This window comes from Bacillota bacterium (assembly GCA_033549065.1).
GTDB lineage: Bacteria > Bacillota > Dethiobacteria > DTU022 > DTU022 > JAWSUE01.
In genome coordinates, this window is record JAWSUE010000003.1 from 134,711 (window position 1) to 153,624 (window position 18,914).

Genomic DNA, 18,914 nt, shown 5'->3' on the forward strand with positions numbered 1-18,914 from the left:
TTCATTTGCCACCGAAAACAAGATTCTCACGGGAAGAGATCATCAACGCTGCTTTTGAAATTGCCATAAAGGAGGGATTCAATAAGATTACAGCCCGCAGCGTCGCCGAACGTCTCAACTCTTCTGTTGCACCTATCTATGTAAATTTTAAAACAATAGATGATTTAAATGCTGCTGTAGTAGAAAAAGTTTTAACTATTCCCGAAAAGCTGATAGCAGAGCAAAATGGGGCAAGCCTATTTGAAAAAGTAGGCAAGGCCAGCATTGTTTTCGCCCGCAAGTACCCGGTACTGTTCCGGGAACTGGTTATGAAACCAAATCCTTACATGCCGGCTTACGAAACAGTTCAGGAGGCCATGGTAGAAGCTCTGGGTGAAGATGAAGATATGCGTGACCTGTCTCTTGAGGAAAGGAGAAAGCTATTTCTAAAGATGCAGATTTTCCAAACCGGTCTCTCTGTCATGATTGCCAACGGTAATATGCCTTCATGGCTTGATCAAAAAAGCGCAGAAGATCTGCTGATGGAAACAGGAGAAGAACTCCTGAATATTATTAAAATTAACCGAAAGGAGAATGAACAATGAAAAAGATAGTTATTATTGGGGGAGGAGTTGCCGGATTGAGTGCCGGTATATTCGCCCAGAAAAACGGTTTTGAAAGCATCATTCTGGAGAAAAATCCTGTACTTGGCGGGGAATGTACCGGTTGGGACCGCCTGGGTTATCATATAGACGGCTGCATACACTGGCTGGTCGGTACTGAAGAAGGTACCGGACTGAATGAATTATGGAAAACAGTCGGCGCACTGGATGGAGTCGAAATATATAACCCCGAAACTTTTCTAAGCTTCGAATTCGAAGGTGAAACTGTTCATCTATACCGGGACCTGGAACGTCTTAAATCAAGTTGGCTGCAAATTTCACCTGATGACAAAGAAACAATTGAAGATTTTTATAAAACTATAAAAAGGCTGCATTCATTTGAGGTTCCGACTAAAAAGCCGATGGACCTGATGAACCCGCTTGAAAAAATTCGCCTGATGCTCTCGATGAAAGAAGCAGGAGCAGTTATCCAAAAGTATGGTCGGGTGAGCTTGAAAGAATATGCCCATAGGTTCAAACATCCTGCATTGAGAGAAACCCTGGCCAACTTTGTTCCTGAAAATTACAGTGTCTTTTCTATATTTTTCGCTCTGGCCAATTTTACCAGGGGGCAGGCTTCTGTACCCCGGGGCGGTTCAAAAGCATTTGCTTTGCGTATGGTTGAAAGATACAAGAACTTGGGTGGTGTGATCAAATCACCCAGAGAAGCAGTTGAACTTGAAATAGACAACAAGCAGGTTAAACATGTGATCTGCAGTAACGGTGAATCATTCGAAGCAGATTATGTCGTCGCAGCTTGTGATGCGAAAGTGCTTTTTGAACGTCTGTTAAAGAACAAATACAACGATCCGGCATATGAAAATCGTTTCAATAATCCAGAAGACTATCCACTTGCATCGCAGGTTCTTGTCGCTTTAGGCTATGAAGGACTTGTGGAAGATTTGCCTAGAACTCTCTCTTTCCAGGTTGATCCATTCAATATTGGAACTGATACAGTTAAACGTCTGCAGATGACCAACTTCGGTTATGAACCCGACTTTTCACCAAAAGGTCATAGCATTTTAACTTTTGCCATTAATCAATACCATGATGATTATGAGTTCTGGAACAAGCTCAAGAAAGACAACGGAACTTACCGAACGGAAAAAGAACGGATTGGAAAAGATGTACTCAAAGCAACCGAACAAAGATTCCCGGAAATGAAGGGAAAGCTTAAGGTTATAGATGTAGCCACGCCAAAAACCTACGAACGTTACTGCAATGCTTACCGCGGGGCATTTATGGGCTTTATGCCGACTGTACGCGGAAAAATGATGGAACATCCGGGATATATAAAAGGGCTTGATAATATATTCCTCAGCGGACAGTGGCTGCAACCTCCGGGAGGACTTCCCAATGCTGTGATTACCGGAAAAGATACAATTATGCGTATCTGCAAAAAGGAAAAACAACAGTTTATCAATTCCTGAAGGAAAAATTTATTTTAACTATTTCCTTCAGCTTAATAAAAAACAGGAGTGTTTATTATGTTAAAGATTTTCAGGTTATTAGTATTATGCACAATATTAGCTTTATTGATTTCCGGATTTGCTATATAAATATTAATCCAATGCAGGGAGACAGAATTATTGATAGAGCTCAGCTTGGTTCAATCACCCTGTCTCCCTTCCCCTTTAATTGACCGTTATAGACTAATATTGTTATAATTTTAGTTAACCCAAGTGAGGGAGGTTTTGAAATTGGAACTTCTGGAAGGAATGAAAACACGCCGAAGTATTCGTGCCTTTAAACCGGATCCTGTTCCAGGGGAGGTTGTTGCAAAAATAGTTGAAACTGCCGGAAACTGTTCATCGTACCTGAGCACCCAACCATGGGAGATAACCGTTGTCAGCGGCAATAAAAAAGATGAAATTGTTAACAAACTATACAGACTGGCTGAAGCACATAATCCAATTAACCCCGACATACCTTTGCCAACCAGCTGGCCGCCTGAATTAAAGGAACGGAGTATGGAACACGGAGCCCGAAGGTTGAACACTCTTGGAATAGAAAGAGACGACAGGGAAGGCAGAGAAGAACTTAGACTTCAGAACTTTCAGTTTTACGGAGCGCCGTGCGCTGCTTTCCTCCTTATGGACGATTCACTTGGTGAATGGTCCCTTTTTGATATGGGATTATTTACCCAGAATTTCGTTCTCGCTGCTCACGGTTATGGTCTCGGATGTTGTATCCAGGCTTCGGTAACTGAATATGCAAAAGAAATAAAAAGGTATCTTGGCATCAATGAAAAGATGAAAATGGTAGTCTGCATATCTTTCGGATATCCGGATCCAGAAGGGAAGTTGAACCTTTACAGAAGCCTGAAGAAAAAGCCTGAAGACTTTTTCCAATGGTTTGAATAAAGAATAAATCTTATTCCACCGTAAAAGGAGGCCGGGATGGCCTCCTTTTATGTTTCACCATAAGAGATACAGCTAATTTTAGGCAAATTCCTTTTCTGCATCGGTAATTATATCTTTAAATGTTTGCGCTGCACCAGCGGGCAGGGGTTCCGGCTGATGTGTTGCCAGGACCTCTTTGGCAAATTCATTACAGCGGGTGTGCATGTCTTTTCCGCCGGAATCTTTCCAGATTCCCCGTGTATTGCGGTCAATCAATTTACTCTGTGATTGGTGCATCTTAAAGTTATCATAGGTATGCTGATGAGTTACAAATTCACCACCGATGCCTACTTCCCTGATTATATCCACAGCCAGGGTTTCATCATTTACCGGCACCCCGTCGAGCATCCGTTTGATCATTCGCACAAATTCATTATCGGCAACCAAAAGGCCTAAATCCATGGTCATTCCAAGCTCTACCATACCAAGACCGTAAATCATGTTGGCACCTGCCAACGCTGCGGTCATGAGTGTCAGAGTCCTTTCCTGACCGGCCTGAAGATCGCCCAGCTTACTGTCTGTCTATGATCCGGCCAGGAAGCTGGGTATCCGGTATTTCTTTGCCATGGCAGCTACACAGGCTCCTATCATGGCCATTTCCGGACAACCTACCGTAGCAGTGCCCCGGCGCATTTCCATCATGGTGGTTGAACTGCCATAGATATTCGGGGTTCCCTTTTTGGTCAACTGGCTGAGACATATTCCGGCCAGAACCTCTGCATTATGGGTTACCAGGGTGCCGGCCAAGGTTACAGGGCTCGTCCCGCCAGCCAAAGCCATAGACAGAACATTGACCGGTATTTCATTTCTGGCATATGAAATTATCGTTTCGCAGGTTTCCCGGGCAAGGGATAAAGGACTCTGCGGACATACATCTGCAGAGATAATCGGCCTTTGCCTCAGTTTATCCTTCCCGCCAACTACTGCTGAAGCCATATCGATGATCAACTCGGCCAGCCGGAAGTTGAAAGGTGCCGTACTACAGTGTTTTGAGGTGTTGGAAATCATGGCTTCGAAATTATGCAGTGGGAAAACGCTCTGTTTGACATCACGGGGCACTACCGGGCAGTCAAGGATATCATACTGGTCAAGATAGTCAACCAGTTTAGATATATCCTCAGTATCTTTCTTGGTCGACTCTCTTATGCTTCCGTCTTCAAGATCGGCAACCTGAACCCCGCAGCTGAAGTTGCAAAACCCGACACGTTTTCCGCCCATCACAAAATCATGCTCAGGGTTACGAGCGGCCATTATAAAACTTGGTGGCGCGGAACGGATGCAATCTTCGACAACATAAGCTGGAAAATATACTGTGCTTGTTGCTTGATCTACGGTACACCCACCGCTGTAATAAATTTCCAAAGCTTCATCACTGTAAACTTTTATTCCGGTAAATTTCAGAACTTCCAGTGTGGCATCATGGATACGATCAATCGCCGCATCGGAAAGGCAGCTGATGCCAAAGCCTTCATACATACTTTCACCCGCAGCTTTACTGCGTCTCACTGTATATAACCTCCTTAAACTGTCTTATAAAACAGCAATCTTTATTTTTGCCAGAGCAATAATACCACAGTTATGAAATGCCGGTCAAAATTATCTGGGTCTTTTATTTTTATTTTTGACAAAATCTCGGGCGTTTTTTATGCCCCCGAAACCGGAAAACATTTCATCGATCTTTGCCTTTTCAATCTGCTTCGAATCGAGCCCGTCATAGCGGGCTTCCTTTTTCAATTTAAGGTAATTTTCGAGACGTTTTGCAGTAATTTCCCCGTTCTCAACTGCTTTTTTTACCGCGCAGCCGGGTTCTACCGTATGTGAACAGTCATTGAACCGACACCCGGCTGAGAGCCCTTCAATATCTGCAAACGTCTTCCCAATATCTGCAGTCTCTACTCCCAGTTCTCGCTTTCCCGGAGTATCAATGACAGCACCGCCGGACGGAATAAAAAAAAGTTCTCTTCGTGATGTGGTGTGTTTGCCTTTTCCATCTTTCCTGATTTCTAACATTCAAGGCGGCGCAGGTTAAAATCACTATTCAATGCCATGCAGATGAAAATAAAGTCTATATTGACTGCCACAACCTGGGTATCCTGAGCAGTTCCCGCTGCTTTCCGTTCAAAGATGCTCTTTCTGTTCAGGATGTGGTGGATTATGGCATTTCCAGTGCTGCTGTTATCGTGGTCAACCATGACAAAGTCACCTGTTACCGGATAATCTGCACTTCCTGCAGCATTGAATTTGATCCTTCCACTTACTTCCGCAAAAATTTCTCCTGAAGTTGTCGCCACCTTGTATAATCCCTGGTAGTGGGTAATCACCCTCCCCGGGAATAACTGGTCATAGGAGGAAGCTTCCTGGATAGCTCTTTCAGAAAATCCAAGTTCAATCAATTTATTGTTCATTAAGTTACATCCTTCATATTCAGTTATCTTTTACTATTTTGTGAAGTTTAGAGCTTAACCCTTCTTAGCAACTGGGCATTGATTGCCACGATCACCGTGCTGGCTGACATCAAAAGTGCACCCATCGCCGGCTCGAGTAGAATACCCCATGCTGCCAGGATACCGGCAGCAAGAGGAATGGCAATAATATTATAACCGGCAGCCCACCAGAGATTTTGCAGCATCTTTCTGTAAGTAGCCCGGGAAAGCGTTACTATTCTCGGTATATCACGGGGATCTGACCTGACTAAAACTATATGCCCTGCTTCAACTGCCACATCAGTACCGGCGCCGATAGCAATGCCAATATCGGCAGTGGCTAACGCCGGGGCATCATTTACACCATCACCCACCATGGCTACCTTGTTTCCACCATCCTGCAGTTCCCGAACCTTCGAGGCTTTATCTTGCGGCAGTACTTCAGCAAAAACAGTATCGATGCCGAGTTCTTTTGCAACTGCATCGGCTACGGCCTGAGCATCACCTGTCAGCATGGCTACCTTTATACCCCTGTTATGAAGAGCAGACACAGCCTCCCTGCTCTCTTCTCGAATCGCGTCGGCAACAGCAAACACGGCAATTATTTCACCGTCCCGGATCAGGTAGATCGCAGCCTGCCCTCGTTCAGCAGCTGCGTTTGATGCTTCAACCATCTCCGGGGGCATTTTCAGACCTTCGGTCTCGATCAAAGCCGGACCACCTGCCAGGTAATTATTTTTCTTTATTCTGGCCGATACTCCTTTACCGGGTATCGCTTTAAAATCCTCAGCTGAAGGAATATCAATGCCTCTATCTTCTGCTGTTTTAACGATCCCGCGGGCGATAGGGTGTTCTGATTCTCTCTCAACGCCGGCAGCAATCGTGAGTGCGTCCTGCTCCGAAACTCCTTCTATAGTTGCCATATCAACAACCCTGAATTCCCCGAGAGTTAAAGTGCCCGTCTTGTCAAAAATCACTGTATCCAGATTACGCGCTTCCTCAAGACCTCGCCTGTCCCGCACCAGTAAGCCGTTTAGAGCTCCCATAGTAGTTGATATCGCCACAACAAGCGGAACAGCGAGTCCCAACGCATGCGGGCAGGCTATTACAAGAACGGTTACAACCCTGATGATCGTAAAATCAATCTCTGCACCGGCAAATTGCCAGGCAATTAAGGTGATTATACCGGCACCGATGGCCACCCCGGTCAATAGCTGCGCCGCCCTGTCCGCCAAATGCTGTGCCCTTGATTTGGACTGCTGCGCATCGGCAACCAGCCTCATAATACCGAATAATTTTGTTTGATCTCCTGTTCCGGTAATCTCTACATGCAGTGAACCTTCTCCATTGATTGTCCCGGCAATCACCTCATCGCCTTCGTTTTTTTTCACTGGTCGCGATTCCCCGGTAATCATCGATTCATTAACATCGCTTTTTCCTTTAAGCAGCTTGCCATCGGCGGGGATGCTTTCTCCGGGACGGACAAGCACAATATCTCCCACCCTTAATTCATTTACAGCAACCTGCTCTTCCCCACTTTCAGACAACCTGGTGGCGGTATCGGGAAGAAGTTTTGCCAGTTCTTTCAATGCTCCCTGGGCCTGGTCAATTGAACGCATTTCAATCCAATGACCCAGAAGCATGATTGTAATCAGTGTGGCCAGTTCCCACCATAGTGATTCTGCCTGAAGTAATCCCAGCTCGACAACCCAGGAAAAAATAAAGGCTACCATAATTGCCAGGGAAATTAGGGTCATCATTCCGGGCAGCATAACTTTCAGCTCTCTCCAGGCTCCCTGAATAAAAACCAGGCCGCCATAAAGAAAAACTACAGTGCCGATCACTGCCGGAATCCAGTTTGAACCGGGGAATACTGGAGCCTGGTAACCCAGGAGCATTTGAATATGGCCCGACCAGAAAACAACCGGAACAGTCAGGATAAGTGATAACCAGAATTTTCTTCGAAACATATTGGGATCATGCCCTGCATGACTATCATGACCCTCATGACCATTATGCCCAGACTGATCGTGCTGATCGTGCTGATCGTGCTTATCATGTTGATCATGTTGATCACCGGACACAACATGGTGATCATAACCGCTTTTTTGTCCATGGTGTTCATGATGATCTTTTTCCATTACCAGCAACCCCTTTTTTTATTTTAAGATAAGATCATACTTAGCCTGACAAATAGTTGAAGCATCTATCTCTTCAGATATATATAGAAGGTTGTCCCTTCTCCCGGGATACTGCTAACCATTATAAAACCTCCGGAAGCACGAACCAGTTCTTTGACCAGTGACAAACCAATTCCCGAACCGGCACGGCTCTGTTCCCGTTCTCTTGAGGGATCAACCCTGAAAAACCGTTCAAAAACATAAGGTAGCTGTTGTTTTCCTATCCCGATTCCATTATCACTGACCCTGATCATGAACATATCTTTTATTGACTTATCGCTTACTGTTTCATCGCCCATAACATAACCGACAGGGCTGATAGCTCCCGGTTCAATTATAGGTTTTTCACTTAAAGTAACCTCAACAACCCCACCCGGTGAAGTATAACGATAGGCATTATCGAGAAGATTGCCTATTATTTTCCCCAAAGCATAGGGATCCTGATTTGACATAAGCTTTTGTTCAGGCAGTGATAAATTAAGTTCTACATTTTTAGCTTGATACATAGGCTGAAAAGTGGCCACCTTATCGAGCATAAATTGATTCATATTCACATTTTCCCTCTTAATTTGTTCTTCTTTCATACTTTCAAATCTGGCCAGCTCATCAAGATCTGTTGCCACTCGATTCATATGCATTATCTCTTCCAGCAGCACTCCCATGGTTTTTGTATCGGCAGGCAGTACCCCGTCTTTTACCGCTTCCACATAACTGCGCAGGGTTGCCAGGGGAGTTCGCAGTTCATGAGATATATCGGCCACAGAACGCTTGCGCAGTTGTTCCAGTTCCTGAAGGTGAGAAGCCAATTGATTAAAACACATTGCCAATTCATCAAGTTCCCTGTTCCTGTAGGCCGGAAGCTGCTGGCTGTAATCCCCTTTTGTTATATTTACCGCAGCCCTGGATATTTCTTCAAGAGGAGCGGAAAGACGGCGGGAAAAGAGCACCCCCAGAATCAGGGCTGCACCGATTGCGATCAAGCCTGTCCAGATGAGCGAGCCGGATATTGCTCTCCTGAAAGCAAGATCCTGCTGCAGCATTGCACTGGTTTCCACAGTTAAAGGATGGGCAATCACTAAAGTTCCCACTACCTCACTGTCCAGTTCCAAATCATATTGATAGACTTGTAGATCTCGCAATTCCGGTTGTTGATCCCTCATCATCATCATTTGGTGTCTGCCCTGCCCGGTATCCCCAATTAACTGGCCCTGGGCGCTGTAAAGCAATAACCTGGTATTGGTGCTGAGAGCAGCATGAAACAGGGGCATCTGAACCCCCAACCAATTTCCGGTTTCCCGGTAATAATCGACCAGCAAACCGGCTATCTGCCTGTTTATCGTTTCTTCACGTTCCCTGCTGTACGATTCGAGGTGACCTTCCAGAGAGTAATTGAAAATAAGCTGAAAAAGCAGCAGTATCAGTGCAGAAAGCAGCAAAAAATGGAACACCAGACGTACCCACAGTGAATGATTATGGTATATGCTAGTCCTCTTCATATTTATAGCCTACCCCATATATAGTTTTGATCAGAGCCGGCATACCGATGCTCTGCATCTTCTGGCGGAGATTCTTTATGTGGGCATCAACTGTCCGGTCATCAGTGAAGCTCTCATAACCGAATATAGCTTCGGCCAGCTGCGCCCGTGAAAAAACCCGTCCTGGCCGACGTGCCAGATACACCAACAAGCTAAATTCCGTCGGTGTTAAATCAAGTAGTTGATTTTCCCAGGAAATCCTGTGCCTGAGAGTATCGATTACCAGTTTTCCTCCAGCCATGTTCAGGATATCTGTAAGCGGTACTGGGTCCGCATCGTTTCGACGCAGAATTGTCCTGACCCTGGCCACAACCTCCTGGGGGCTGAAAGGTTTAACCACATAATCATCTGCTCCGATCCCCAGGCCATAGACTTTATCTTCCAGGGTGGTTTTAGCCGTCAGCATAATAACCGGTATTCTGGATCCTTCATCCCGCAGGCGCCTGCATATTTCCTCTCCGCTTAATCCGGGCAACATCAAATCAAGGATGATCAAGTCCGGCTTTTCCTCCCTGGCCATCCTCAGGGCTTCCACTCCTTCATTTGCGGTTAGCACGTAATACTTCTCACGTTCAAGGTAAGCTTTCAACACTTCGGTTATTTTACGCTCGTCATCAACAACAAGTATCTTAGGCTCAGCCATCTTTTTCAGCTCCTACTAATTCTGTATATATTGTAACCAACTGATATATAAAAAGAAAGGCCGCACGCAGGCGGCCTGATTTATATAACCAAAATGTTCTTGCTGAAATACTTATCTTATATTAATACTGCCAACAATGACCAAAACCTCTTCCACCAGAACCACCCCAACCTCTTCCGGGCATTCCGTAAAAGCTTCCGGGCTCTTCTTCAAGACTTCTCTCAAATTGGTCCTGCATACGTTCCAGAATCTGCTCGCCTTCTTCTGCCGTTAAATAGCCCAGCTCAACCTGTCTTTCAACTACCTGGCGGCGCAGTTCATAAATCTGTTCATAAAGCGCATCCAGAGTTGCATCTTTTTCCTGGGCAAAGACGGCGGTTGAAATCAACAAGGTGCCGACTATTGCCGTAACGATTAAACCGATAATTAGTTTCTTTGACATATTTATAACCCCTTTCATTATTGAGCTCAATTGAACTCTGTTTATATCTTAGCCCTTAATTGTGAAGATCTTGTGAATATAGTTTGCATATCTAACGAATATTGATAATAATAACAGGGGAGGAATGAAGAGTGACTGAAAATATTGCATATAATGATGACGACGTAATCAAGGTAAAAGAGTTGTGTAAAAATTACGGTAAGATTGCTGCCGTTAATAACATATCTTTTACAGTCAAACGAGGCGAAGTTTTTGCCTTCCTGGGCCCTAACGGTGCCGGCAAGACAACAACGATAAAGATGCTGACTACCTTGCTTAAACCCTCTTCGGGAGAAATTATGGTCAACGGGTTTGATCCGGCTCATAATCAGGATGCGGTAAGGCGCTCTTTCGGAATAGTATTTCAGGATCCCAGTCTCGACGACGAACTGACTGCCTGTGAAAACATGGTCTTTCATGCAGTTCTCTACAGCATACCACCTCTAGTACGCAATGAGCGAATCGAGATGCTTCTTAAATTGATGCAGCTATGGGACAGACGAAATGATCAGGTTAAAAAATTCTCGGGCGGTATGAAACGCAGGCTGGAAATCGCCAGGGGACTCTTGCATCATCCAAAGATTTTATTTTTAGATGAACCTACTCTTGGTCTGGATCCCCAGACCCGTAACCTGCTCTGGGAACATATCAGAAATCTGAACAAACAGGAAGGAATTACTATTTTTTTAACAACCCATATAATGGAGGAAGCAGAGAGAGTTGCCGATACAGTTGCCGTGATTGATTACGGTAAAATTATCGACCAGGGTACTCCAAAGGAGCTCGAAGAAAGAACGGAGTCATCTTCCCTGGAAGAAGCCTTTCTCGCCTTGACCGGAAAGGCAATTCGTGAAGAAGGGCCTGAAACTGCTAATGAACGGGTAGGCCGTTACCTGAGGGGGAGAAAGTGAGCATGAACGTAATATATATACTCTGGATTCGCCAGTTAAAACGTTATTTTCGCTCCAAAGCACGAATAATCGGTGCCCTCGGACAGCCGCTGCTCTTCCTTTTTGCCATGGGTTTCGGTTTTGGTTCTGTATTCGAAAGAGCCGGTGAAGGAAACTATCTGCAGTTTTTAGTTCCCGGTATAATCGCTATGAGTATACTGTTTACTTCCATGTTTAACGGGATTGAAATTATCTGGGACCGCCAGTTTGGCTTCCTCAAGGAAACTCTTGTTGCCCCTGTTTCGAGGGTAAATATAATGCTGGGCAGGACACTCGGCGGCGCAACGGTCGCTGTATTTCAGGGAATTATTATCCTTACCATCTCCCTGATAATCGGTTTTCGTTTCGTCAGCCCTGTGGGGCTCCCCATTGCCCTGCTCTTCATGTTCCTGATTGCTATTCTATTTACCGCTCTCGGAACAGCTATTGCTTCGGTCCTGGAAGACATGCATGGTTTCCAGCTTATCATGAATTTCCTGGTAATGCCGCTTTTCTTTCTATCCGGCGCGCTGTTTCCCATCCATGATCTGCCCTCTATAGTAGGTGTTTTGGTTAAAATTAATCCATTATCATACGGCGTTGACGGCCTGCGCGGCTCACTGATTGGAATATTTCAACTCGGCTTACTGACAGATATTGCGGTACTGGCTGTGTTCGGGCTGGTTCTGGTGGTTGTCGGTGCATTTCTTTTTTCGCGAATTGAAGTTTGATGAACAAAAGGTAAGAGGTGATTTTATGGGTTTCAGAAAAATACAGTTAATCGGAATTATTATTGTGGTTTTATTTCTTCTGGTCAGGATCGTCATTCTGCCCGGCATAGACAATGCGCTGCTCAACAACGTGATTAATTATACATTCCTGGGCATCATGGCAGTTGTTTTAGTTTTAATGTTCATTTTCCGCTACCGTCCCTAGAAATGATATATAATCTGACTTCGCTATCATCTCCAGGGTACTTAATCAATCCGTTTTTACGGAATCCAAGTTTTTTGAGAAGTTTAATTGAAGCCTGGTTGTTTTCACTTACGATGGCCACCACTTTGCCTAACTTTAAAACGTTAAATGCATATTCAATAAGGGCGGCCGCAGCTTCATATGCATAACCCTGCCCACAGTATTCGGGTAGGAAGGCATAGCCTAGATCAACATCTTCTAAAAAATCGCGCTTGAGTATACCGGCCATACCGATTGGAATATCAATTCCACGAAGGCTAATCCTGGAAAGCCCGAACCCGAATTTTTCATAGCTTGCAACCGGCCCTTCCAAAATGTATTTTTCGGCATCATCAAGATTGCGAACTCCCCTGTCAGCTATGTTTTCAATAAACGATGGTTCATTAAGCAGCCTGAGGATTAAGGTTGAATCGTCAACTGTGAAGGGCCTGATCAGTAAGCGTTTTGTATCTATAATAATTACTTTCGCCTCCCCCTGATGATGCTATGCATATTATAAACGATTTTTAGTAACTGCCTTTCAAAAAATAAACTTTAAAAATCGGGATAGCCCTTATTAAAACAAAGATAAGGTGCCAAAAGAACTGTGCCTGAGCACTACCTGATGGCACCTTATTTAAGTATCACTCTTATCGGGGGCGCGATGATGCACGTTTCTTGGTTATAAGCAGTAATATTAATCCCAGAACCAAAAGCACAAAGACAATTAAATACCAGATGTTGATCTGACTTACGCCAAATATAACCTCATCAGCCTCAACTTCCGGTTCTTCTGATTCAATAATAACCTCTTCTTCCACAACTTCTTCCACTTCTGTAATTACTGCCTCTTCTTCAGATTCTCCAGCAGCTTCCTCAGATTCTTCTGGAATTACCTCAGGTTCTTCTGCTTCCGGAATTGGGGCAAGATCACCAGGCGCTTCTGGCTCTTCAGACTCAGGCACCGGAGCTAGATCTTCCGGGCCTTCAGGCGTCGGAGTAGGGGTTGGAATGGGAGCCAGGTAGCCTGGAGCCTCAGGTGTCGGAGTAGGGGTCGGGATTGGTGCTAGATTACCTGAAGTATGATAGCTTGCCGCAGTAAACCCTGGGAAAGCAAAAAGTAACAGAAGTAATACTATCAAAACAACCTTAATGTAAACATTGCGTTTTTTTGTTATCTTGGTCATCATACTAACCTCCCTCCCGGCATAACTTAAAGCCTCGGTTGTTGGTTAGCCGAACTGATTATAAAGTTATGCTTATTTCTTTCAGAAATCATTTGAACAAACTGCCATAAGAACTACCGTTCAGGTAGTTCTTATGGCGTATAATACTTTAGCTTGCCATTAACAACTGGCACTAACTAAACTGCAGCGTTTCCTGGCCAGGTCGATCTCGACTTCCTTAACATGGAAGATACGTTCCCAGGCCAGAATGGCAACTGCCATTATTGCAACTAAAAGAAACACCAGGAATAATGCAACATAATTAACTCCGGTAGAAACCGCCTCAGCTGCGCCTGGAACAACTGCAGATTCACCGGCAGCAATTCTGGCCAATACCATATCTGGCGATATAAACCTGATTGCACGTGCAGCTGCTGCACTCTCTGAAGCTACCCTGGCCAACACCATATCAGGTGATTCTACCCTGCCAACAGCAGCAAATGAAGCACCTTCAGCTTCAAATCTTGCCAGAACCATATCGGGCGATTCCACCCTTGCAGTTACAAAAGGTTCACCTTCAGAAGTAATTACCGGTAGAAGTGACTCATGACCCAAACCAAAGGCCTGGCCGGGTAACAGGAGCAATACAACAATTAGCAACACCAGTAAGGCTTTTCTCAATTTATTATTTAACAATAACGAACTGTTCATTATATTAACCTCCTTTGCTATAAACTGGATTCATTGCATCCTTCAACTTTTTTAATCGTAAGAAAATCAACCTTTCACTCTGCGTATAATAATTTATACCTTTTCTATAGGTTTAATTCCATTACCCATAATTATTATAACACATATGATTACAATTTATGCAATAATTTTTCATAATATGGTAATAGTTATTCTTAATAACAACCACTACCATTATTAAGCAGATTTACTCCTTCCCGATAATTGACTTCTAATCAAAAACCCTGATATTATCGAACTACCGGTACAGTTTGTTTTAAACTCTAAACATCAAGGAGCTGATTTTATGGAACAGCTGATTAAAATGGTTAAAAAAATTGTCAGACTGATGCTCCAAAGCAGCTATACAGTTGTTTTAACCGGACCCGGAGTTTCAGAAGGCAGCATTGCACTTGATCTGAACAACGCTGATGAAAGGATCTGGACCATGCTTGACCCCGATGAGTTCACCATCCAAAGGTATAAAGGAGATCCTTCCTCTTATTATGATCTGGGGGCTCCTTTTTTCAGCACTCTTAACCAGATAAAGCCGGGAGAAGCACACGAGGCGCTGGCCTCTCTGGAAAAAGCAGGATTAATTAAAACAGTGATAACAGAAAATATTGACGGCCTGCATTTCTTGGCAGGATCCAAAAAGGTAATTGAAATTCACGGCACTTTAAGAAGCGCCAGCTGCGGGAAATGTGAAAGAAAAATCGCCCTTGAAGATCTTATCACCGATGCCGATCAAGAGTTATTCTCACCGGTATGCCCTGATTGTGGGGAACTGCTTAAACCTGACCTTATATTCGAAAGTGATCTTTCAAATACAGAATACACTAAAGCTCTGGAAGAAACGCGCCGGGCAGAGTTGATGATCATAATCGGTCCGGGCTCACAGTGGTCACCAGATGACCAGCTATCCTGTGAATGCAAAAATATAGTGGTAATCAATGAAACACCTACTGTCTTTGATCGGAAAGCGGCAGTAGTCATTAATGATAACCCGGCAAAGGTTATTAACCTGCTCATGGAGGAACTGAAGAAGGAGAATCAAATAAAGTAACTTAGAAGGAGCCTGCATAAATGTTTGACAAAGCAGCAGAAGAACTTAGAAAAATATTGCATTCAGATCAAATCGTGTCAACTGATAATTCTTTGATTATCAAACCAGGCTCGGCCGAGGACGTGTCGGCAGTATTAAAAGTAGCCAATCGAACCAAGACACCTGTCAGGCCAAAAGGTGGTGGTTCAGGTTGGTGGTCCAGCACCAAACCTCCTGAAAACGGCATACTATTACAGATGACGGCTATGGATAAAATCATCAAGATAGATGAAGATTTGTTAACTGTCACTGCCCAGGCTGGCATTACCTATTCTGCACTGGAAAAAGCCCTTTCGGAAAAAGGTTTCCAGGTAAAAATCTTTCCGGAGAGCAGCAGAATGGCTACATTGGGCGGGCACATTCAAACCTGGGGAACCAGCCCTTATTCCAGCAGTTTTTATGAAGACCAGTCTACACAACTATTGGGATTGAAAGTCGTATTACCCACAGGGGAAATTATATCAACCGGGAGCGGTGCTGTACCCACATCACCGGGGCAATATCACCGACGATTTTTCCCTGCCGACCTAACCGGTTTATTTACCGGCTCGGAAGGTGCTTTCGGAGTTATAACTGAAGTCACCCTGAAAATTCATCACAATCCAGAATCTATTATCACCCGTGTAATCGGGTTTAGAGAAACAGATAAAGCAGTAAGTCTGATGACCCGCCTGCAGAATAGTCAAAGATCGGGAGAGATATTGACCCTGGTTGAACAACGCTGGGTATCAAGGCAGGTTGTTATTGATGTTGTACCCCGGATGGCAGACAGATTACCTGAAAATATTAATATTTATTTGGTCGTCAGAACCGAGGGCAGTAAAAAAGATGCGGCTGAACATATGGAGCAGGTTTCCGAAGTTTGCAGAGAAGTCGGAGAACAAATGTTTCAAGAGGAAATCCCCGAGTGGTGGGAAGGAAAATATGATAAATCAGCAGCAGCCCTGGTTGGAAAAGGACCGAGGGTTATGATTGTAGCCATGACCCCCTTTAAACTTATTCCCCGTGTTTTGTCAATTATTGAACAATACAGTGCAGACTATAATCTTGACCTCAAGCTGTTCGGTTATCCCTTTGGCGGTCCCGTTTTTCTGGCTCACACTGTTTTCCCCTGGGTTGCCGGCAAGCCGGAAACGAGGGAAACTGCCCAACATCAGGCAAGAACGGTAATGAAGGAACTGATCGAGATTGGCTGTGTACCTCACCGGGTGGGCAGTGACTTTCTGCCTGTTATCAACGATATGCTCGACCCAGAATACCGGCAATTCATCAGGAAACTGAAAGAAATGCTTGATCCAAATGGAATAATGAACCCCGGAGTAGTGGTTGAAAATTGATCTTGAATGTATTTGGGAAATATCCAGGGAGTCCAATTCATGACTTTTGAAATTGCACTGACACTTGGCATATTGCTGTTTGCTGTAATCCTGTTTATAACTGAATTGATCAGGGTTGATCTGGTTGCCCTGCTTGTTCTGGTCCTCCTGGTTATTGTCGGTTTGGTCACTCCGGAAGAAGGAATATCGGGCTTTTCCAATCCCGCTGTCATAACTACATGGTCAGTATTTATCCTTTCCGCCGGTCTCACACGCACCGGAATTGCCGGGAAACTTTCCAGACAGGTTTTACGCCTGGCCGGTAAAGGTGAAAACCGTCTTCTTACAGTTCTGATGACCAGTACGGCTGCAATTTCAGCATTTGTGATCAATATCGGTGTTGTCGCCATGTTCATGCCGGTTACCCTTGATGTGGCCCGTAAAACCGGACGGCCTGCTTCTCGTCTACTTATGCCCATGGTCTTTGGAACAACTGTCGGAGGCATGATTGTTCTCATCGGTACTGCTTCTAACCTGGTTGTCGTTGACTTCTTAAGAGAAGCAGGACTTCGAACACCGGGTCTTTTTGAGTTCACCCCTGTTGGCATTGTTATTTTGATTGTTTCTATAATATACATGCTGTTGATCGGAAAGCGCCTGCTTCCGGAACGAAAATCACCATCGGTCGAAAGCATCAAACCCGGTATGGATTTCAAAAAGCATTATGAACTGGAAGAGAGACTGGCAACTATCATTATACCGGGAAACAACCCGCTTGCCGGCAAAAGCCTGGCTGAAAGCCGCTTTGGGAAGGCGCTCGGGCTGAATGTTCTTAGTGTTATGCGTAACGGAGGAGCACACCACATTCCTTCACCGGAGCTGATTCTTGAAGCAGGGGATCAACTTTTAGTACTGGGCAAACTAGATGTGCTGGATGAACTTTCAGGCAAACCGGTTATGCTGATTGATGATGATATACCCTCTGTTTCCTGCCTTTTGACAGAAAATATCAGCATGGCTGAGCTTGAAGTAACCGAAGAGTCCATTTTTAATAATAAAACTTTGGTTGAATTAAATGCCAGGCAAAGTCTCGGAGTCAACCTTCTCGCCTTGAGACGTAAAGAAAAAATCTACCGGACAAATTTACGTGATATCATCATCCAGGCCGGGGATCGACTGCTGCTGCGCGGTCCGATTCAAAACCTGAAAAAACTGCAGGAACAAGAAGGATTCTGCTTCATTCAGGATTGTGACACGGGAATGTTCAATCTTGATGAGCGATTACTATATGTGCGCATTCCGGAAGGATCTTCTCTGGCCGGCAACTCTCTAAAAGATGTCCGCCTGGCAAAAGCTTACGGGATTTCTATTTTGAATATTATTCGCAACGGCCAGGAATATTATATGCCTGGTCCCGATGCCCTTTTGGAAGAAAATGATCTGTTGGTTGTTGAAGGACGGCCGGTTGATATCGAGGCATTGCGCGGGCATCAAACCCTGCAGATTAACCGTAATCCTTCTATCGATTTAAAAAACCTGGAAACAGATTCGCTAACAATTGTTGAAGTTATGTTATCGCCCCATACCTCCCTAACGGGAAAAACGCTTAGACAGCTTAACTTCCGCGAAAAATTCGGTGTTTCCGTACTGGCAATCTGGAGGGGAGACAGGGCATTTCGGACAGGACTCAATGATATAAAATTGCACCTTGGAGACACACTTCTATGTTACGGTAAGCGGGACAGGTTCGAGGTTCTGGCTCTTGAGAGAGATTTTATAGTCCTTAATCTCGACTACCAGGAAAAACTAGTTGAAAGCAAGGCGCCGCTGGCTGGATTGATCATGGCCGGAGTTTTAGCTGTCACCCTGTTGAACTGGCTGCCCATATATATTGCCGCCATAGCAGGAGCGCTGCTGATGGTTATTACCCGCTGTCTGAGTATCGATGAGGCTTACCGATCAATTGAGTGGAAGGTTATATTCCTGATTGCCGCTATGCTGCCCATGGGGCTGGCAATGCAAAAAACGGGTGCGGCCATGTTCATTGCAAACGCAGTTATCGAGGTAGTCGGTAATCATGGTCCAACTGCTATACTGGCCGGATTAATGACTATGACGCTAATCATTAACCAGTTTATCCCGAGCGCCGTAAATGCAGTAGTAATGGCGCCAATCGCCATCGCAACTGCTGCAGGGCTGGGAATCTCCCCTTATCCTTTTGTGATGGGCATTGCATATGCGGTTGCTTCAAGTTTTATGACCCCGGTTTCGCACCCTGTTAACCTGATGATTATGAGCCCCGGTGGATACAGGTTCAGTGATTACATTAAAAACGGGCTGCCCTTTTCACTGATTGTCCTCGTTGTCAGTGTGCTGCTGCTGCCTCTGGTCTTCCCCTATTAATAGTTCT

The 18,914-nt window shown here is 44.7% G+C and carries 18 protein-coding genes and 1 pseudogene; 9 read left to right on the plus strand and 10 right to left on the minus strand.

Annotation, left to right across the window (positions count from 1 at the left end; genetic code table 11):
* The first annotated feature begins 5 nt into the window (after positions 1-5).
* From SCJ97_02960 to SCJ97_02970, 3 genes are all read left to right on the plus strand, one after another.
* Positions 6-584, plus strand: a complete 579-nt coding sequence (locus SCJ97_02960; protein ID MDW7739006.1) for a TetR family transcriptional regulator — start codon at positions 6-8, stop codon at positions 582-584.
* A complete protein-coding gene (locus tag SCJ97_02965; GenBank protein MDW7739007.1) occupies positions 581-2,071 on the plus strand; it encodes an NAD(P)/FAD-dependent oxidoreductase in 1,491 nt (496 codons plus the stop codon). The genes SCJ97_02960 and SCJ97_02965 overlap by 4 nt, the downstream gene beginning before the upstream one ends.
* 270 nt (positions 2,072-2,341) lie before the next feature.
* The gene (locus tag SCJ97_02970) at positions 2,342-3,004 is read left to right on the plus strand and encodes a nitroreductase (protein ID MDW7739008.1); all 663 of its coding nucleotides are present in this window, start codon (positions 2,342-2,344) and stop codon (positions 3,002-3,004) included.
* 78 nt (positions 3,005-3,082) lie between these two features.
* Here the strand turns inward: SCJ97_02970 and SCJ97_02975 are convergent.
* From SCJ97_02975 to SCJ97_03005, 7 genes and pseudogenes are all read right to left on the minus strand, one after another.
* Positions 3,083-4,519: pseudogene (locus SCJ97_02975) on the minus strand (trimethylamine methyltransferase family protein).
* Between the two features lie 120 nt (positions 4,520-4,639).
* Positions 4,640-5,053, minus strand: a complete 414-nt coding sequence (gene rsgA, locus SCJ97_02980; GenBank protein ID MDW7739009.1) for a GTPase RsgA — start codon at positions 5,051-5,053, stop codon at positions 4,640-4,642.
* A complete protein-coding gene (locus SCJ97_02985; protein MDW7739010.1) occupies positions 5,047-5,448 on the minus strand; it encodes a hypothetical protein in 402 nt (133 codons plus the stop codon). Before SCJ97_02985 ends, rsgA begins: the two co-directional genes overlap by 7 nt.
* Before the next feature lie 47 nt (positions 5,449-5,495).
* Entirely contained in the window at positions 5,496-7,436 is a 1,941-nt protein-coding gene (locus SCJ97_02990) for a heavy metal translocating P-type ATPase (protein MDW7739011.1), read from the minus strand.
* A gap of 236 nt (positions 7,437-7,672) precedes the next feature.
* Complete coding sequence (locus tag SCJ97_02995; GenBank protein MDW7739012.1) at positions 7,673-9,082, minus strand: HAMP domain-containing sensor histidine kinase; 1,410 nt, start codon at positions 9,080-9,082, stop codon at positions 7,673-7,675.
* 46 nt (positions 9,083-9,128) lie between these two features.
* Entirely contained in the window at positions 9,129-9,824 is a 696-nt protein-coding gene (locus SCJ97_03000; protein MDW7739013.1) for a response regulator transcription factor, read from the minus strand.
* 121 nt (positions 9,825-9,945) lie between these two features.
* Entirely contained in the window at positions 9,946-10,266 is a 321-nt protein-coding gene (locus SCJ97_03005) for a DUF2680 domain-containing protein (GenBank protein MDW7739014.1), read from the minus strand.
* Between the two features lie 131 nt (positions 10,267-10,397).
* On the opposite strand from SCJ97_03005, the gene SCJ97_03010 reads away from it, so the two are divergent.
* From SCJ97_03010 to SCJ97_03020, 3 genes are read left to right on the plus strand one after another with little or no spacing between them, the layout of a single operon-like run.
* Positions 10,398-11,216 carry an ATP-binding cassette domain-containing protein gene (locus SCJ97_03010; GenBank protein MDW7739015.1) on the plus strand — a complete coding sequence of 273 codons (819 nt, stop codon included), beginning with the start codon at positions 10,398-10,400 and terminating at the stop codon, positions 11,214-11,216.
* Between the two features lie 2 nt (positions 11,217-11,218).
* A complete protein-coding gene (locus SCJ97_03015) occupies positions 11,219-11,965 on the plus strand; it encodes an ABC transporter permease (GenBank protein MDW7739016.1) in 747 nt (248 codons plus the stop codon).
* A 25-nt stretch (positions 11,966-11,990) separates the two neighbouring features.
* The gene (locus SCJ97_03020) at positions 11,991-12,170 is read left to right on the plus strand and encodes a hypothetical protein (GenBank protein ID MDW7739017.1); all 180 of its coding nucleotides are present in this window, start codon (positions 11,991-11,993) and stop codon (positions 12,168-12,170) included.
* On the opposite strand, the gene SCJ97_03025 is transcribed toward SCJ97_03020, so the two are convergent.
* From SCJ97_03025 to SCJ97_03035, 3 genes are all read right to left on the minus strand, one after another.
* Positions 12,148-12,669, minus strand: coding sequence for a GNAT family N-acetyltransferase (locus SCJ97_03025; protein ID MDW7739018.1), 522 nt, complete (start codon positions 12,667-12,669; stop codon positions 12,148-12,150). The two genes, SCJ97_03020 and SCJ97_03025, sit on opposite strands and share 23 nt — an antisense overlap.
* 169 nt (positions 12,670-12,838) lie before the next feature.
* Positions 12,839-13,375, minus strand: a complete 537-nt coding sequence (locus SCJ97_03030) for a hypothetical protein (protein MDW7739019.1) — start codon at positions 13,373-13,375, stop codon at positions 12,839-12,841.
* A 159-nt stretch (positions 13,376-13,534) separates the two neighbouring features.
* A complete protein-coding gene (locus SCJ97_03035; protein ID MDW7739020.1) occupies positions 13,535-14,065 on the minus strand; it encodes a hypothetical protein in 531 nt (176 codons plus the stop codon).
* Positions 14,066-14,390: 325 nt separating this feature from the next.
* Here SCJ97_03035 and SCJ97_03040 point away from each other — a divergent pair, with 325 nt between their 5' ends.
* Genes SCJ97_03040 through SCJ97_03050 form a run of 3 tightly spaced genes read left to right on the plus strand, consistent with a single transcriptional unit; the run spans position 14,391 to position 18,907 of the window.
* Positions 14,391-15,149, plus strand: coding sequence for a Sir2 family NAD-dependent protein deacetylase (locus tag SCJ97_03040; protein MDW7739021.1), 759 nt, complete (start codon positions 14,391-14,393; stop codon positions 15,147-15,149).
* A gap of 20 nt (positions 15,150-15,169) precedes the next feature.
* On the plus strand, positions 15,170-16,525 hold the full coding sequence (locus SCJ97_03045; protein ID MDW7739022.1) for an FAD-binding oxidoreductase: 1,356 nt from the start codon (positions 15,170-15,172) through the stop codon (positions 16,523-16,525).
* A gap of 39 nt (positions 16,526-16,564) precedes the next feature.
* On the plus strand, positions 16,565-18,907 hold the full coding sequence (locus SCJ97_03050) for an SLC13 family permease (GenBank protein ID MDW7739023.1): 2,343 nt from the start codon (positions 16,565-16,567) through the stop codon (positions 18,905-18,907).
* The last annotated feature ends 7 nt before the right edge of the window (positions 18,908-18,914 follow it).

Bases quoted from the DNA above. Each gene is read 5' to 3' on its own strand.
- rsgA (MDW7739009.1), bottom strand. From the start codon at position 5,053: ATGTTAGAAATCAGGAAAGATGGAAAAGGCAAACACACCACATCACGA.
- SCJ97_03040 (MDW7739021.1), top strand. From the start codon at position 14,391: ATGGAACAGCTGATTAAAATGGTTAAAAAAATTGTCAGACTGATGCTC.
- SCJ97_03045 (MDW7739022.1), top strand. From the start codon at position 15,170: ATGTTTGACAAAGCAGCAGAAGAACTTAGAAAAATATTGCATTCAGAT.
- SCJ97_03050 (MDW7739023.1), top strand. From the start codon at position 16,565: ATGACTTTTGAAATTGCACTGACACTTGGCATATTGCTGTTTGCTGTA.
- SCJ97_03035 (MDW7739020.1), bottom strand. From the start codon at position 14,065: ATGAACAGTTCGTTATTGTTAAATAATAAATTGAGAAAAGCCTTACTG.
- SCJ97_03020 (MDW7739017.1), top strand. From the start codon at position 11,991: ATGGGTTTCAGAAAAATACAGTTAATCGGAATTATTATTGTGGTTTTA.
- SCJ97_03000 (MDW7739013.1), bottom strand. From the start codon at position 9,824: ATGGCTGAGCCTAAGATACTTGTTGTTGATGACGAGCGTAAAATAACC.
- SCJ97_02985 (MDW7739010.1), bottom strand. From the start codon at position 5,448: ATGAACAATAAATTGATTGAACTTGGATTTTCTGAAAGAGCTATCCAG.
- SCJ97_03030 (MDW7739019.1), bottom strand. From the start codon at position 13,375: ATGACCAAGATAACAAAAAAACGCAATGTTTACATTAAGGTTGTTTTG.
- SCJ97_03005 (MDW7739014.1), bottom strand. From the start codon at position 10,266: ATGTCAAAGAAACTAATTATCGGTTTAATCGTTACGGCAATAGTCGGC.
- SCJ97_02965 (MDW7739007.1), top strand. From the start codon at position 581: ATGAAAAAGATAGTTATTATTGGGGGAGGAGTTGCCGGATTGAGTGCC.
- SCJ97_02990 (MDW7739011.1), bottom strand. From the start codon at position 7,436: ATGTTTCGAAGAAAATTCTGGTTATCACTTATCCTGACTGTTCCGGTT.
- SCJ97_03015 (MDW7739016.1), top strand. From the start codon at position 11,219: ATGAACGTAATATATATACTCTGGATTCGCCAGTTAAAACGTTATTTT.